Below are 16,895 nucleotides of genomic sequence, written 5' to 3'. Positions count from 1 at the left end.
TTTTCAGTGGCCTCAAGCGAAGTACCTGGAATGGAAAATCAACATTCTTTTTTAACAGAGCCTTTTTCTAAATTAATGTTTTAATGAATTTCTTTAAAAAAAGATGAAAACACATTAGATTAATCTAATGTGTTAGTCGATTACCATTTCAAGTAACAAAAAATTATCTAATCTGTTTACTTTGGTAATAAAAATTTAAAATAACATTAGCTGATTCTTCTACAGCCTTACTTGAAACATCCACAACTTTACATCCAATTTGTTCAACAACATTATTGAAATGCTTTAGTTCTTCTTCAATCCTTGTAATATTAGCATAACTAGCACCATCATGAAGTCCTAACGAAATTAATCTTTCTTTTCGAATATGATTTAATTTTTCAGGAGAAATCATTAAGCCAATGCACTTTTCTTTAGGAACTTTAAATAGTTGCTCTGGTGGATCAACTTCTGGCACTAAAGGCACGTTAGCTACTTTAAAACCTTTATGAGCAAGGTATTGTGATAAAGGTGTCTTTGATGTTCTAGACACACCAATCAATACAATATCTGCCTTTTCAATCCCTCTTGGGTCTCTTCCATCATCATATTTAACTGCAAATTCAATTGCTTCGATACGTTGGAAATAATCTTCATCTAGCTTACGAACAACTCCAGGTTCATTTCTAGGTTCAAGATTATGAGTTGTTGAAATTTTATCGATTAATGGACCAATTAAGTCATAAACGATTACACCAGCACTTTGCGCTTCATTTAACAATTTCTTCCTCATATCAGGTTTAACTAACGTAAATACAATAATACCATTATTTTCTTTTGCTACTTGAACGATTTCAATTAATGTTGCGTTATCTTCAACGTATGGTACACGTCTAATTTCGAATTTTTGATGAAATTGACTAATAGCCGCCTTTACGACATGCTCTGCTGTTTCACCTACAGAATCTGATACAACATAAACGATTGAATTGCCCATATGTTCACCTCTTAACTTTACTAAAACATATCATTGTTCATTAAGTCTACAATCGCACGAGTAAAATTTGTTTTTGTAAATCGACCAATTACCTCAAGTCCATGCTCACTTTCACGAACAACAGGGACAGCATCAATTTGTTTTTCAATTAAACTCTTAGCTACACTATAAATTGTATCATCTTTATAGCAAATTGTAATGTTTGGCATCCTCGTCATAATAATATCTACAGGTAATGTATGCAAATCTTTATTTCCTATACTTGCACGGAGTAGATCTTTTCTTGAAAGCACTCCTGTTAAAACCGAATTTTGGTCCACAACAAATAATGTTCCTACATCTTCAAGAAACATCGTCACAATAGCGTCGTACACTGATGAACTACGATCTACTACTACAGGAATCGCCTGAAATTCCTTTACGGTCAATTTTTTAATTCTGTCAATGACCTGTGCACCGCTTGTTCTTCCTGTGTAATAATATCCTACTCGTGGTCTTGCTTCTAAAAAACCAGTCATTGTAAGAATAGCTAAATCCGGGCGAAGCGTAGCTCTAGTAAGAGCTAGCTTATCAGCAATATGTTCACCTGTAATTGGTCCATTGATTTTAACAATTTCAAGTATTTGAGTTTGTCTTTTTGTCAGTTCGATTTCCCTCACCCCTAACTATCCAATATGTTATACTCTCTAATAAATATTATATACTATTTTTACAATTTAAAAAAGAAAGAAGGAAATAGGTAGCCTATTTCCTTCTTCAGGTTTCTGATTTTTTATTTGTTTTCAGAAAATTATCCATAACTTTTAATTGCTCTAAAAATTTTCGTGACTTTAAATAGATACCACTATATTCATCATAATAAGAAAATAAAATTTGTTGTAAGATTTTCTTCGTAGCTTCACTAACTTCAATTTTGCCAAGTCGATTTACATCAAAGTGATAAAATAACCTCATTAATTTTACCGACTTTTCAGTAACAGAAAACGCATACGGATCAGTATGCTTACAACGTTGGCATAAAAAGCCACCATCTTTTACAGAAAAGGCAACAAATATATTTTCATTTGCACTACATCTACAATTTACACATTGATCAAAGAACGGGTGATATCCTAAAACAGGAATCATTTTCGTCATAAATAAATAAGTCAAAACTTCAGCATCTGCTCCCTCATTCATATGCTGTAGCAATTGGAGAACCAATTCAAACAAGTATGGATTATTCTTTTTCTCATCCACCGCTTTATCTGTCAGCTCTACAACAATCGAAGCATACGCAGTTGCAACTAAATCTCCTCTTAATTCACGAAATGAATCAATGAGTTCTCCTTGACTTAATGTACCTAAACCAGATCCTTTTTGAATTAAAAACGACCCATATGTAAAGAGTTGTGTCACAGAGGCAAGTCGACTATTTGTCTTCTTTGCCCCCCTTGCCACAACTCCTATCTTACCTAATTCTCTTGTTAAGAGAGTAATGATAACATTTGATTCTCCATAAGCGTTTGCCCTTAATACAATTCCTTCTACACGCTGTAACAATTAACTCACCATCCAATTGGATGAAGGTTAAGTATGTAGGGAATCAATATCAGCTATTTCTTCATCAATGTAACTTTTCTGATCCGTATGTTCTTGTTCAAGCTTCTTAAACAATAAATATGTCTCAACATTTCCAGTTTTAGAAAAGACATCCCAGGTAAAATTCAACATTGAGAAACCACCTTTCAAGAATAGCTACAACTCATTGCTCATTACCTATAGCCAATTACTTTCCCTGCTTACTTATAATGTGACCTTCTCTCCCGGTTTTCATGTGTATAAAATTTATAAAAATTAGAAATAAAAAGCTTGCAAAATCAAAAAAAATATGTTTTAAATCTTTTTTAATCGCTGCTAAATGAAGATTAAAATGCAAGGCAGTTCTTGGCCATTGTTTCAAAATCATGACACACATTAATCTTTCAGTCTTAATATTCATCCTCACGGAAACCTAAATCTCTTAATTGAGACATGCGGTTTCGCCAATCTTTTTGAACCTTGACCCATAATTCTAGGAATACCTTAGTATCAAGTAAGTTCTCTATATCTAACCTAGCACGTTTGCCAACCTCTTTTAACATGCTTCCTTGTTTACCGATAATGATTCCTTTTTGTGATGATCTTTCTACGACAATCGTTGCGTTTACATAGATTGCATTTCCTTCTGGTCGTCTTTCAATTTGCTCAATAATTACTGCAATTGAATGCGGAACCTCTTCTCTAGTTAAATGCAATACTTTTTCTCTAACCAATTCTGAAATGATAAATCTTTCAGGATGATCTGTTACTTGATTGGCTGGATAATATTGTGGACCTTCTGGTAAATAAGTTTTTATAACTTTTAATAATCGGTCGACATTATTCCCTTGCAATGCTGAGATTGGTACAATTTCAGCGAAATGGTATAAGTCTTTATATTTATTAATTAAATCGAATAACTCATCAGGATGAATTGTATCAATTTTATTAATGACTAAAATGACTGGGCTGCGACTTCCTTGCAGCTTCTCAATAATAAATTCATCTCCACGACCAAATCCTTCGTTGGCATTTACCATAAATAATGTAGCATCAACATCTTTAATTGAATCTTGAGCTACCTTTACCATGAAATCACCAAGTTTGTGTTTTGGCTTATGGATACCCGGCGTATCAATAAAGATAATTTGTGCATCATCTTCTGTAAAAACGCCTTGAATTTTATTACGAGTTGTTTGAGGCTTATCACTCATTATAGCGATTTTTTGACCAATAACACGATTAAGAAATGTACTTTTCCCTACATTTGGTCTACCTATAATTGAGACAAAACCTGATTTATAACTTTCTTTATTCATTCAAATCCTCCGATGTAAATGCTCCTGGCAATAATTCTTTTACTGTTGTTTCTTGGATTGCTCCATTTAAATTCGATAAATATACTACTGTATTTGGACCACAAAGTTCAAATAAAACTTGACGACAAGCTCCACAAGGTGCAACTGGTCCATCCGTATCAGCGACAACTGCTACTGCTGTAAACTCCGTAATACCGTCTGAATATGCTTTAAATACTGCAGTTCGCTCTGCACAATTCGTAAGACCATATGATGCATTTTCGATGTTACAACCACGAATAACTTGACCATCCTTTGAAAGCAATGCTGCACCTACTTGAAATTTCGAATATGGTACATAGGCATTTACTCTAGCTTCTATTGCTTGATTTATCAGTTCTTGTTTATCCATATATGCAGCCTCCTAATATGGGTCTTATTTACGTAGTATAGTAAAATACGGAAAAAATAGCAAAGCACCAATAATGATTGATGCAATCGCTGCGACTAATACTGCACCTGCTGCTACATCCTTAGCTCTTTTTGCTAAGGGATGTTTACTAGGTGATGCTAAGTCTACAACTGCTTCAATTGAAGAATTTACAAGCTCAAGAGAAATGACAAATGTGATTATAAGCAAAAGTATTAGCCAATCAATTCGACTAATATGTAAATAAAATGCAAGGCCGATTGAAATCAGTGCAGCAAATAAGTGGATTTTTATATTCCTTTCTTCTTTTATGACTTTAAAAATTCCACTAAATGCAAAACCAAAAGAATTAACTAATGGCGCTCTTTTTTTAGAGTCTTTCAAGGCCATATTTTTCTAATATTTCCTTTTGTTTTGTAAACATTACTTTCTCATCGGCTTCATTCATATGGTCATAACCTAGTAAATGTAAGCATCCGTGAACCGCTAAAAATCCTAATTCACGACGGAAGGAGTGACCATACTCTTTTGCTTGAATTTTAGTAGTAGGGATTGAAATAACAATATCCCCTAAAGTACGTGGTAAGTCAACTCCAACGATTTCAATTTCACCCTCACCTAATTCTTCCATAGGAAAAGAAATAACATCAGTAGCACGATCTTTATCACGGTACTCTTTATTAATTTCATGAATTCTTTCATCATCTACAAATGAAATAGCTATTTCAACCTCACCCGTTACACCTTCATATTCAAGTGCACACTCTAGTAAACCTTTTAAATCAGATTGTTGTTCCTCAGTTACTTCATTTGTTTCATCTATAAAATCAATTTCTAATTGAACCATTAAATCACCTTATCTTTCGTCTGGATACTGTATTCTTGAATGAAAAGTCCCTTTTAAAGTCTCACACAATGATTTCTCAACAATGTATAATTCTTTTAAATTTAATTCACACATTGAAAATTGACCATCATTCAAACGATCATGCATGATTGAAGAAACTAATACCTCGATTTTTTCCATATCAGGGTCTTTTAATGAGCGAACTGCTGCCTCGACACTATCAGCAATTCCTACAATTGCAGATTCCTTCGAATGTGCTTTAGGACCTGGATATCTAAAGTCACTTTCCTTTAGATCAGGATTCGTTTCTTTTTCTTTGTAATAAAAAAACTTTAATAAAGTTGTCCCATGATGTTCCGCTGCAATATCAATTATATCTTTTGGCATATTATATTTTTTTAGTATTTTTACTCCATCACTTACATGCCTTAAAATAATATCTTTACTTTGAATCGGTTTAATACGATCATGTGGATTATGCCCACCCATTTGATTTTCAATAAAGAACCCCGGATTACTTGTTTTACCGATATCATGATAATATGCACCTACTCTTGCAAGTAAGCCATTTGCTCCGATTGCTTCACATGCACCTTCAGCTAAGTTCGCAACCATAATACTATGATGATATGTACCTGGAGCCTCTAATAAAATCTTTCTTAATAAAGGATGATTTGGACTTCCTAACTCAACAAGTTTAAACGAAGACACCATACCAAACGAATCTTCAACAAAAGGTAAAATTCCCATAGTAATGACACTTGATAAAACTCCCGAAGTTAGACCCATTAATAAATAGATCCCTATTTCAACTGATGAATATTGACCATTTCGAATTAAAATCAATGAAAATAAGGTTGCAATATTAACAATTGAAATCAAAAACCCAGCATGAAGTATCATAGAACGCTTATTTTTAACTTCATCTAAAAATAAAACAGCGATAGAGCTAAATAAAATATATATACCAGTCGAATAGTTTATTGCTCCGTTTACATCTTCATTAAACATTAGACTTCCGCAAATAGAGAAAATAATTGATGAAACCATCAAATATCGATTACCTAATAAAAACTTAATTAATAAAGTTCCTATTGCAACTGGCGCAACATATACAAGGCCTGAGAACTCAACTTTTTGAAACAAGCTTACAATCTTTAAAATTAAAATCGTAAAAATAACAATACTATAATATGCCACAATATGAACATTTCCTTTTTCTTTTAAAGTGGCAGTTTGTTTCAATAAAAAGAAAGTCAATACACCAATTAATAAAACTAACCCAATATATGGTTGAATTGATATTTTATTTTTTATTAAACCAACCATTTTTAATTGATCGTATTTTTCCTTGGTAATTGTTTCTCCAGCCTTTACTAGTACTTGTCCTTGTAAAATATAAACGCTGTCAACACTTTCACTTTCTAAACGCTTTCTCTCTTTTGTCTCTTCTGCATCAAAAAAGTAGTTTGGAATGATTGCAAATTCGCCAATTGAGATCATCGCATCCTTTAGTGAAGAATTAACGCTTACATATGATAATTCATTTCTTAACTTCCCACGAGATTCCTCAATCTGATTATTTGTAATTTCCTCAGACATCACATTATTAATGGCCGTATTTAACGAAGCTTTTGAGATATTTATTTGTTCTTCTGAAGATTTTATTAAAGCGCGAAATACGACGTCATCAAAATTTTTGCGAACATCCTCAGGCAGTTTCTTCTTAACTTCACTAACCTCTTTATCAATTAATTCTTGTTCAGTTAGATCATCATTTTTTGCATATTTGCTTTTTACTTCTGCAACAATATCAAATATTGAATTGACTACATCAATTCGAATTTGTGTATAACCCACTTCATATTTATATACATCCTCTACTCTTGCTTCAGCCTCTTGTCGTTTCTTAGCGGTTGCACCTTTATCCTCAATCGTGATTGGAGAATAAATATTATCATTAGCGATTGATAACAGCTGAATGTCGTATTTTACCGGTCTAACATGACTAATTAGAAGAAGAAAACTTATTAAGCCTAATGCAATGGTACATAGTAATATGACAAGAGTTTGATTCTTAAAGCGTTGAATTAAAGCTTGCAAACTATTCATTGTTTCCCCTTTCTAGAAATGCACCTCATCATATAAATACGAAATGACCCTATCTTATTGTAGGGTCACTACGAATCATTCTTTTACTAAATCGTAAGCTTGAATAATCTTTTGTACTAATGGATGACGGACTACATCGGTTTGTTCTAAGATCGTCATACCAATGCCCTCAACACCTTTTAGTGTATGTTGAGCTGATACTAATCCAGACTTTACTCCTTTAGGTAAATCAATCTGAGAAGGGTCACCTGTTATAACCATTTTAGAACCGAATCCTAAACGGGTTAAAAACATCTTCATTTGAGCCATCGTCGTATTTTGGGCTTCATCCAAAATGACAAAAGCATCTTCTAAAGTACGTCCCCTCATATAAGCTAAAGGTGCAATTTCAATCGTTCCTCTTTCAATTAGACGAACAGTATGTTCTTGACCTAAAACATCGTGTAGAGCATCATAAAGCGGTCTTAAATATGGGTCAACCTTTTCTTTTAAATCACCAGGTAAAAATCCTAAACTTTCTCCAGCTTCCACAGCAGGCCTTGTTAAAATAATTTTGCTTACTTTATTATTTTTTAATGCTTGAACAGCCATGACTACTGCCAGATATGTTTTACCTGTACCAGCAGGTCCAATTCCAAATACTAAATCATTTGATTGAATAGCACGAAGATAATGTCTTTGTCCAAAAGTCTTTACCCGAATCGGTTTTCCTTTTGAATTTTTAATAATTTCTTCGTCATACAACCTAGCAAATGATGATAGCCGTCCTTCATTAGCCATCTGAATTGAGTATGTCACATCCCGAGATGTAATACTCACTCCATTTCGAATAACCTCTAAAAGAGAGTCAATAATTTGCTCAACAATTTTCACATTTTCATTCGTACCTGAAACTTGTACAGACTGTCCACGTGACACAATCTTAACATCAAGCAAATTTTCAATTATTTCTAGATGTTTATCGTTTGTACCAAATAAGGCAATTGCTTCGTTTGGATCCTCTAGTTGTTGATTAATCGTTAGTAGTTGATCTGGCATTACTCAGTCCCCTTGAACAATAGTTTTCGTTTTTGTAATATCTTCCAAAACTTTATAATACATTCTTAAATTAACTTTACCATTGTCTAATGACTCGTGCAAAACTTTTTCTTGTAAAATCTTGGCATTCGGACTTAACTTTTTCATTAACTCCTTCTTTCCAATTTCCTTACCAAGCTCAGCAGCCTGCTCTTTAGAGTATGTCCTAACAACATTTTCACTTTCCAATATAGTTTTTTTAGTGAAAAATATCGGCAATTTCCATTTTAAAAATTTAAATTGATACGAACTACTTTCATTTTCAAAAGATTTATATTTATTTTTATCAAATCCCCAAAATTTTATTTTATTTTCCTTTGAACCAATATAAAATCTTGTTTTCTTTTCACCCGTAAGCACAGTAAATGAAGTATTTAAAGGAACACTAACGATTTCCTCTCTCCAAACTTCACCCATAATTTTCCCTACCGCTGGAACTAAAATAGGATGCTCTTCTGTTCCAATTATCCCTGAAACTAATATTTGTCCTTTTCGGACGAAGTCATTCTTTACTACAAGAGGTTTTCCCTTCTCTACAAACATACTTGAAATAACAGCTTCTTCTCTAGCAATAATATGTCTTGGTCTTAACAACTTCTCAGGCTTCGGCAAATGTTTCTCAACTACCTCAAAATGAAAGGTAGTCCCATTTAACTGCACTCCAACCCATGTCAACGTAGGATTCTCATCTTGAAGCTTTTTCTGGATCGTTTGCATTTTTGGTAACGTAAACTGAGACGCGCCAGTCTTTACTCCCATCGTAGTTAAATCCTTCCGGAGTTTATACTCAACTTCTGGAGAGGCACCCTTTATATCAATTCTCCAAACCATATTTGAAAGTAAAAATAAAACGACTAAAAATCCAACAACACCAACAACAAACCCAAAATACTTCCATGCTCGTTTAACTTCAAAAGGCAGACCCTTCCTTCCAATAAAAAAAACCCTATATTCCTTTTTCCGAGGAATACTCTTGATCCGTTTATAATCTTTTAACTCAATCGTAAAAGTAATCGAATTTGTTCCAGTTTTTTTCACATCTCGCAGTGGAATCCCTTTTCGAATACAATCATTTAAAAAACGTTCTGGTCCAAGCCCCATCACTTTTACTTGAACCATCCCAGTAAGATTTGAAGTCCATTGGTTTTTCATCCTAATCCCCCATGTTCATTAGACTGATCATGGTGTAAGCTCTAGATGTTATTCATTAATAAAATACACATGCTCAATTTCGCCTTCTAACAAAATCTCTTCTGGCAACATCGTCTTCAATACAAAGTCCTTACCCTTTATCAACAACTGCCCCTGCTTCATCAACAAACGCAATTCATTGTCCGAATACACAAGTAACCCTCTATGGTTTTCAATATAAATATGTAGTTGACCTAACATCGTAATACGCGGCAATTCTAAAAGTACATCTGGTGGTAAGTCCATCTTACTTGACATCCATGTTTTTAAATTATGCGCTAATCTTTTCAAGATAGACTCCTCCCCCTTTCATATCATATTTATGATGGATTTTGAGAAGGTATGATACAAAAAGAAAAAGGTAATGGAAATTTAAGATGAATAATTTCGAAATGAAATTGAGTGGCTCTATGAAATAGGATCATGCAATCTGAGCATTAGATAGGACGGAAAACACGGGCGTTGCCTAATGTCGTAGAAGTATACTCACGATTTGGGGACTTTAGAATTCGGTTTGAAGCTTGATTAATCTTTATTTAAAGGAAAATAGCTAATTAAGTATACGAGGTGTTGGGGAATATCGTGGGTAATGAGCGAGTTATTAGCACTTGTAAGTTTATTTGCAGCTTCAATTGGAATATTTGCGCTCTATACTAGTTTACTTGTATCAAGAGCTCAATCTATGCACGTCTAACCATTAATCGAGCCAATTTTTACTAATATTGCTCAATTTTACAAAGAAACGATCCGTTTTTCAGCTCATATAACTTTAAATCATGATGAAACGAAGCAATAAATTATATTTTCTTAACTTTATTTGCGATTTCATCTATATTAATTGTGATTCTAGAATTTTATTTGCGATTCATCATTTTTAATTGTGATTATCAGATTTTATTTGCGATTCTGGATTTTTAATTGCGATTCACCATTTTTAATTGCGATTATCAGATTTTATTTGTGATTTACAAAATTTAATTGCGAACCTGAATTTTATTTGAGATTCTCTAATTTTATTTCCAATTCTCACAATCCCCCATCACCTGAACTTAAAACGGTTCCACAAAAAAAATAAACGTCTAAAATAGACGTTTATTTTAACAGACTTGCTACAGCCTTATTCACAGAAGAGCCATCAGCTTGTCCTTTTACTTTAGGCATAACTGCACTCATTACTTTCCCCATGTCAGCTTTTGATGTAGCACCGACTTCTGAAATTGTAACACGTACAATTTCAAGAAGTTCCTCTTCAGATAATTGTTGAGGCAAGTATTCTTTTAGAATCAGTAACTCTTGCTTTAATTTATCCACAAGGTCTTGACGACCAGCTTTTTCGAATTCCAGGAGGGAGTCTTTACGTTGTTTCACTTCACGAGTTAAAATTGTTAACTCTTGATCAGCTGACAATGTCACATTATTCCCTAAGCTAATTACTTCATTTTGTAATGATGCTTTCACCATTCGGATAACGGCTAACTTGTCTTTGTTTTTTTCCTTCATCGCTTGTTTCATATCTGAATTCAAACGTTCGAGAAGACTCATAGTAACACCCTCTCTTAGAATTTACGTTTTCTCGCTGCCTCTGATTTTTTCTTACGTTTTACACTTGGCTTTTCATAAAATTCGCGTTTTCTTGCTTCTTGAAGCGTACCAGTTTTAGAAACTGAACGTTTAAAACGACGAAGAGCATCTTCTAAAGATTCGTTTTTACGAACGACTGTTTTAGACATCTTACTTTTCCCTCCCTCCAAGCTACCACTTACAATCAATAAAACACTGCAAAAAAGAACACTTTTCCACATGTCTTTTACGATTATAATACATAAACTATTGATAGGTCAACAGGTAAATGTCAAGTTTGAAACTTAACACCCTTTAGTCTTAAAGAAGAATCAATAGCCTTCAGTTGCTACATTTCCTTGGACAATCGTAATTCCATTACTTGTACCAATTCGAGTTGCCCCTGCTTTAACCATTTCATTTACGCTTGCGATATCACGCACACCACCTGAAGCTTTCACCCCAATATCAGGACCAACCGTTTTTCTCATTAATGCTACGTCTTCTACTGTAGCACCACCAGTTGAAAATCCTGTCGATGTTTTTACAAAATCTGCTCCTGCTTTAACAGAAAGCTTTGAAGCCATTTCTTTTTCTTCATTAGACAAAAGACTTGTTTCAATAATTACTTTAACTAATGCTTTGCCATTTGCGGCATCAACAACTGCTGCAATATCTTGCTCTACTGTATCATAATCCTTATCTTTTAAAGCTCCGATATTGATTACCATATCAACTTCCCCGGCTCCATTATCGATTGCATTCTTTGTTTCAAAAGCTTTCGTTTCTTTTGTATTAGCTCCTAAAGGAAATCCAATAACTGTACAAACTAAGACTTCTGTACCTTTTAACAAACTTGCACAATGACTTACCCAAGTTGGATTCACACAAACCGAAGCAAAATTATGATTCTTTGCTTCTTGACATAATTTTTCAATTTGAGATTTAGTTGTTTCAGGCTTTAGTACTGTATGATCAATCAATTTATTGATATTAGTTGTCATTTTGTAATGCTCCTAACTAAAGTTTATTTCATCTTAAAAGTCACTGAAATATCAGCTTTTATTAGTATTTGTTATTTCATTTTTATTTATGTGAAATAGAATCTTAAGAGTAAAATTACTAACGATCAAAAAAAAATTCAAAGCATCATATTAAATTGATGCATTTGAATTTTTTTCGACTGTATGATGATCATTTACTTTAAGCATCATGAAAAAAGAAACTGTGATAAAGAAAAAACCATATAAGAACATATACTTAAATCCGATTAAATCGATAATTACTCCTAATAATGGTGGAGAAATGATATTGGCTATCGAAGAAAATAAATAATATAGTCCTGTATATGTTCCAATAAACCCAATAGGTGCCATCTCAGCTAAAAATGGATATGAATTAATATTTACTAATGCCCATAAGCATCCCATTATCAAAAAGACCATTCGTATAGCAAATAAATCCTTCAAGAAAAATAAAACAATAAATCCGATTATTATGCCTGAAATACCGATTAAAATGCTACGTTTCTTTCCAATTTTTGTACCGATAAACCCTGCAGGAATTGCAAATATTAAAAATGCCAATGAAATAAATGCAAATGAAAACGCTGCTGCACTAACTTTTACACCTAAGTAAACTTCTCCATAACGGGTAAAAAAAGTTTCAATTCCATTAAAGCCGATAAACCAGCTAAGAATTGCTAACAATAGAAATAATGCACTTTTATTCTGAATGGCAGAACGGAATCCCTCTCTTAGTTGAACCTTTTCTTCAGCTTGCTCGTAATTTAGTACATCTCGTTTTTCTTTAATGAAATAAAAGAGAATTAAAAAACTTACTAACATTAGTAATCCAGCTAAGTAAAAAGGAAATCCCTTATTTATATCCCACAGAATTGATCCAATAAAAAAAGCAATTAAAGCACCAATACCGCCCATAAAATTAATTATACTATTCGCTTTACTTCTTTGTTCAACTCTTGTTAAATCGGGCATTAGTGCGATAACTGGCGATCGGAATACACTCATACTTAAATTCATAAAGACGATAAAGAAGATTAACATGAATAGCGTTTGATGCAGTGGAATTAAAAATGTAAATAATGCTGCAAGAGGCATACCGATCATTAAAAATGGCATTCTTCTACCAAAACGCGTGTTTAAACGATCACTATACATTCCAACGGCTGGTTGTAAAAATAATGCAAAATAATTATCAAATGTCATAATAAATCCTATTAACGCAGATGACTTTAAATAATCACTTAAAAGTTTTGGCATAAATGCATTATAAACAGACCATGTTAGACTAATCGCAAAAAAACCAAAGCCAAGTAGCATAATTTTTTTGTAATTAAGTTTATCCATTTAAATTACTCGATTCTACAATCCAACTACAGACATACTTTATATGAGTTCGATTCAATGACAAAATCATCCCCCCTTATTCACAGTATAGTAGCCGGATTAATCAAATATTTACCCTTTTTTCAATTTTTATAAAATATTAATTTATTGAGTAAACCCATTAAAAAAAACAGAAATGGACATAAAAAAACCTAGCGTTAACTAGGCATTTTCTTTTATCTTTTTTTAACATAAAATCGTTCACACGGCTATAATGCCAACACAATGATTCAAATAAGATATTACTAACATTTTACATTCGTTCTTCTAAAGCCTTCGCCGTTTTACTAGTTACTACTTCTTTCTCGTCTTTCAACGTACCAAAAATACCATCAAAAATAGGCGTTGATACACCATACCAATAGTTCTCATTTTTAAAATGATGTAATATATGAAGCTTTTTAATTTCTTGTCCGATTTTCGTTTTTGGTTTTATCGGTCGATGAGCTACATAATGCTTCCATTCGTACACAAGTAACATCAATACTAACCCTGAACCAAAAGCGATTGTTTGAATTAAATCTCTTGTTATCAAAAAGAAAATAATACAAAGTGTTCCTAGATTCGGAATACTATACCAGATTGGTAAAAATAATAACTTCAAATCATCTGGATAAGTATGATGATCATAATGTATTCTTTTCATAAATTTAAGAAAAAGTTTATTTTTTGGTGCCTTTATATGGAAAATAAAACGATGAGTTACATATTCACTAAACATAAAAAAGATTAAACCTATAATGAAAATTAAACAAGTTAACCATAAAAAATGAAAACCTATACTATAAATAATTCCAACTAAAAAAAGTACTCCCATCACAATAATATCAAAATGCAGAAAAAAATCTCGATATAGCCCTTTCATAAAATCCCCCTTTATCAATAACACATTATCGTAATATCAAATTTATAATTCAATATTATTTATGAAATTCCTCTTCGCTTACATTCGTACCTAATATTAATTTTGAATAAAGCACTGGTCACTGAAGATAATAAAAACGATAACCAAAAATTTGAAAAAGGGAGATTTTTTATGGAAAAAAGGAGATATTATGTATCAGTTCAAGCAAAAACGATTGTTCCAAATCAAGGGGACGCACCATATGAGTTAGAAATCGATGCAACGATTGATGAAAAACATAGACTTGAAAGAATTTTCCATCAAATTGACAGTTACGATGAAGCAACAGCTATTCAGACAGCGTTCATCATTCCGATTACAAACTGGAGCCAAGAAAACAACGATGGTTATGACTATTTTTTAAAACAAGCGTATGCAATGATTTATGAATTAGGGACTGAGGAAACTCGTTCACATATACGTCAAATGAAAATATTAAAATAAAAATGAAAGCTCATCGTAGCTTTCTTTTTTATTACGTTGGCGAAAAATAATCTTGTTAATTAATAATCAAATTTTCGTAAAGGAGCCCTATGAGGTTGATTTCCATTACAGGATGCTCACTTTCCATGGGACGAGACCTAAGCCTCCTCGTTCCTGCGGGGTATTGAGCCTTCCCGCATTTCCCATAGGAGTCGAGGACCCTTCCATTACAATCAACTTAATCAATAAAAAAGGTATAAAATAAAAACTTATTTTAATAACCTTTACTAGAGTTAATCAACAATTTATTACATAGCTTAACACCAATTAAGAACTAAAATCCTAAAATTATTAATAGATCATCAAAAATTCCAACCTTATCTTCAATAACCAATTATGTGCACTTGGACTAAGTTTTTACTATAGACTGCTTTCTATTTAACACATAAAAAAAGAAAGCTCTTTGGAGCTTCCTTTTCACATTAGACATCAATTACTTTTGTTTTAGCCATTCGATCATGTAATGTTCTACGTGTTGCTGAAAAAATAAAAAATGGATCAGCAAGTGCAACAAATCCTACAATATAATAAAGGAATGGTATTTTTATGTATCCTAAAAGTGCAATAATTTCTCTAATAAACATTGTTATTAAATTTACTTCTTGATCATCGGTCTTAATGACTGCAATTTTTAGCCAACGCTTACCAATCGTTTGTCCTTTCCAAACATATGTAGGAATCAAAATATAAAAAATAATTACGCAAATAATTGATATTGTAGATGACCCCATATCAAAATCGTTAACTCTATTGGGATCAAAATATGTTGAAAACTTTGCAATTCCAGAAATTAAGGAAATGGCAAATATAGCTAGAAAACTAATAAATCCATCAACTAAAAAAGCTAAAAACCTACTTGATCTACTTGCTAATGCAGAATATGATTCCAATAAATCTCCACCTTTATTTTTCTATAATGATAAATTATACGGAATTTTTAAACAAACTTATAGATTAATTCATTAATTTATAATTAGAAAATAGAAAAAAGCCTGATAAAAAGTAGATTTTTTAATATACTTCTACCAGGCTAATAGTCATCAACTAAATGTAGATTTAATTATGCTCCAGGTGCATCAACAAGCGTCCAAGTAATTGTTGCTTCATGATTACCAACTGTTGCTGACCCACCAGGAATTTTTAACGTTACATTATTATTTAATTCACCATCATCAACATCTGGAGTTGGGCCTAACCATCTTGTTATCCAAGTTCCAAGTCCTGATCCATTTTCTGCTGTGACAACTGCTGATTCAGTTGTTCCATCTGTATTTAACGTTATTGTTTGAATTGGTGTTGGATTGGTCCCCCCACCTGGTGTCACGACTGATCCATTTTTAAACGTAACAACTGCGCCCAGTAGCGATTCACTTTCACCGTTATTAAACTTACTAGCTTTTGCTGTTACTTTCCAGCCACCACCAGTACCTCGCCGATCTGACACTTGTATAAATGGCTTTTTAGATATAGATGCATAAATTTGATCGGTACTTGAAATCTCTTGCGAACCAAACTGAACTGAAGAAACATAGTCTAAAGTTAATGGACCTGTCTCACCTGTTGGTGGATCTGTTGGATCTGTAGGTCCTGTTGGCTCAAGTGGATTTTGTGGATCAGTAGGATCTACCGGTGTTACCGGACCAGAACCAGGTGTAAAATTTACACCTACTTTTGAATCTGCTTGAGACGTAACAGCTGCAAGTGCTGAGTTTGCTGCTCCGACAAATGATGCGATACTTAAAACTCCAACAGCTACAATTTTTGAAACCTTCATTTAATCTAAGCCCCTTTTAAAAAATTCTTCATAAAAAAGATGTCACTAAAAAGAACTAGGCATCTTTCTTGAAGTTAAAGACAATTATAGTAAACAAAATTACGATTGTCTGTGAATAGATTGTGAAAACATTCACTAAAATTTTACTTTTCATTTTACAAATCCCCTTAAATCAGTAGAATTTACAGAGCTAAAAGTGAATTTTTCGTGAAATACTATACTAATAAATTCAATTATTAGTTCAAACGCATTCATTTAAGGAGTTATTTTCAACA

20 protein-coding genes are annotated in these 16,895 nt (G+C 32.8%); 1 reads left to right on the top strand and 19 read right to left on the bottom strand.

Going from position 1 to position 16,895, the window contains the following annotated elements:
• Positions 1-163: 163 nt before the first annotated feature.
• From COC46_RS18735 to COC46_RS18650, 17 genes are all read right to left on the bottom strand, one after another.
• The gene (locus COC46_RS18735) at positions 164-976 is read right to left on the bottom strand and encodes a pyruvate, water dikinase regulatory protein (protein ID WP_098811429.1); all 813 of its coding nucleotides are present in this window, start codon (positions 974-976) and stop codon (positions 164-166) included.
• Positions 977-996: 20 nt separating this feature from the next.
• The gene (ccpN, locus tag COC46_RS18730; protein WP_098811428.1) at positions 997-1,635 is read right to left on the bottom strand and encodes a transcriptional regulator CcpN; all 639 of its coding nucleotides are present in this window, start codon (positions 1,633-1,635) and stop codon (positions 997-999) included.
• Positions 1,636-1,732: 97 nt separating this feature from the next.
• Positions 1,733-2,518 carry a DNA repair protein RecO gene (gene recO / locus COC46_RS18725; RefSeq protein WP_098811427.1) on the bottom strand — a complete coding sequence of 262 codons (786 nt, stop codon included), beginning with the start codon at positions 2,516-2,518 and terminating at the stop codon, positions 1,733-1,735.
• Positions 2,519-2,545: 27 nt separating this feature from the next.
• Entirely contained in the window at positions 2,546-2,689 is a 144-nt protein-coding gene (locus tag COC46_RS18720) for a YqzL family protein (protein ID WP_098811426.1), read from the bottom strand.
• A gap of 257 nt (positions 2,690-2,946) precedes the next feature.
• A complete protein-coding gene (era, locus tag COC46_RS18710) occupies positions 2,947-3,855 on the bottom strand; it encodes a GTPase Era (protein WP_098811424.1) in 909 nt (302 codons plus the stop codon).
• Entirely contained in the window at positions 3,848-4,246 is a 399-nt protein-coding gene (locus COC46_RS18705) for a cytidine deaminase (RefSeq protein ID WP_098811423.1), read from the bottom strand. The genes era and COC46_RS18705 overlap by 8 nt, the downstream gene beginning before the upstream one ends.
• A 24-nt stretch (positions 4,247-4,270) precedes the next feature.
• Positions 4,271-4,654, bottom strand: a complete 384-nt coding sequence (locus COC46_RS18700; protein WP_098811422.1) for a diacylglycerol kinase family protein — start codon at positions 4,652-4,654, stop codon at positions 4,271-4,273.
• Complete coding sequence (gene ybeY, locus COC46_RS18695) at positions 4,635-5,111, bottom strand: rRNA maturation RNase YbeY (protein WP_098811421.1); 477 nt, start codon at positions 5,109-5,111, stop codon at positions 4,635-4,637. The genes COC46_RS18700 and ybeY overlap by 20 nt, the downstream gene beginning before the upstream one ends.
• 9 nt (positions 5,112-5,120) lie before the next feature.
• On the bottom strand, positions 5,121-7,223 hold the full coding sequence (locus COC46_RS18690; protein ID WP_098811420.1) for an HD family phosphohydrolase: 2,103 nt from the start codon (positions 7,221-7,223) through the stop codon (positions 5,121-5,123).
• A 75-nt stretch (positions 7,224-7,298) separates the two neighbouring features.
• The gene (locus COC46_RS18685; RefSeq protein WP_098811419.1) at positions 7,299-8,261 is read right to left on the bottom strand and encodes a PhoH family protein; all 963 of its coding nucleotides are present in this window, start codon (positions 8,259-8,261) and stop codon (positions 7,299-7,301) included.
• 3 nt (positions 8,262-8,264) lie between these two features.
• The gene (gene yqfD, locus COC46_RS18680; RefSeq protein WP_098811418.1) at positions 8,265-9,452 is read right to left on the bottom strand and encodes a sporulation protein YqfD; all 1,188 of its coding nucleotides are present in this window, start codon (positions 9,450-9,452) and stop codon (positions 8,265-8,267) included.
• Between the two features lie 48 nt (positions 9,453-9,500).
• Positions 9,501-9,749, bottom strand: coding sequence for a sporulation protein YqfC (gene yqfC, locus COC46_RS18675; RefSeq protein WP_088011443.1), 249 nt, complete (start codon positions 9,747-9,749; stop codon positions 9,501-9,503).
• Positions 9,750-10,583: 834 nt separating this feature from the next.
• Positions 10,584-11,033: a GatB/YqeY domain-containing protein gene (locus COC46_RS18670; RefSeq protein ID WP_069034181.1), complete on the bottom strand. Its 450-nt coding sequence runs from the start codon at positions 11,031-11,033 to the stop codon at positions 10,584-10,586.
• A gap of 14 nt (positions 11,034-11,047) precedes the next feature.
• A complete protein-coding gene (rpsU, locus tag COC46_RS18665) occupies positions 11,048-11,221 on the bottom strand; it encodes a 30S ribosomal protein S21 (protein ID WP_003152957.1) in 174 nt (57 codons plus the stop codon).
• A 162-nt stretch (positions 11,222-11,383) separates the two neighbouring features.
• Entirely contained in the window at positions 11,384-12,055 is a 672-nt protein-coding gene (gene deoC, locus COC46_RS18660; RefSeq protein WP_098811417.1) for a deoxyribose-phosphate aldolase, read from the bottom strand.
• 150 nt (positions 12,056-12,205) lie between these two features.
• Positions 12,206-13,420, bottom strand: a complete 1,215-nt coding sequence (locus tag COC46_RS18655) for an SLC45 family MFS transporter (RefSeq protein WP_098811416.1) — start codon at positions 13,418-13,420, stop codon at positions 12,206-12,208.
• Positions 13,421-13,712: 292 nt separating this feature from the next.
• Positions 13,713-14,324, bottom strand: coding sequence for a sterol desaturase family protein (locus COC46_RS18650; RefSeq protein ID WP_098811415.1), 612 nt, complete (start codon positions 14,322-14,324; stop codon positions 13,713-13,715).
• Positions 14,325-14,495: 171 nt separating this feature from the next.
• On the opposite strand from COC46_RS18650, the gene COC46_RS18645 reads away from it, so the two are divergent.
• Complete coding sequence (locus COC46_RS18645; protein WP_098811414.1) at positions 14,496-14,807, top strand: hypothetical protein; 312 nt, start codon at positions 14,496-14,498, stop codon at positions 14,805-14,807.
• Positions 14,808-15,268: 461 nt separating this feature from the next.
• Here the strand turns inward: COC46_RS18645 and COC46_RS18640 are convergent, their stop codons facing one another.
• Both COC46_RS18640 and COC46_RS18635 read right to left on the bottom strand, forming a co-directional pair.
• Positions 15,269-15,736 (bottom strand): RDD family protein, encoded by a 468-nt coding sequence (locus COC46_RS18640; RefSeq protein WP_098811413.1) that lies wholly within the window; start codon positions 15,734-15,736, stop codon positions 15,269-15,271.
• A gap of 170 nt (positions 15,737-15,906) precedes the next feature.
• The gene (locus COC46_RS18635; RefSeq protein WP_098811412.1) at positions 15,907-16,620 is read right to left on the bottom strand and encodes a WxL domain-containing protein; all 714 of its coding nucleotides are present in this window, start codon (positions 16,618-16,620) and stop codon (positions 15,907-15,909) included.
• Positions 16,621-16,895: the final 275 nt, after the last annotated feature.

Origin of the sequence: Bacillus sp. AFS041924 (genome assembly GCF_002577195.1) — a bacterium.
Taxonomy (GTDB): Bacteria; Bacillota; Bacilli; order Bacillales; family Bacillaceae_G; genus Gottfriedia.
The sequence above is the reverse complement of the archived record's forward strand: the minus strand, read 5'-3'. Positions and strand labels throughout refer to the sequence as shown.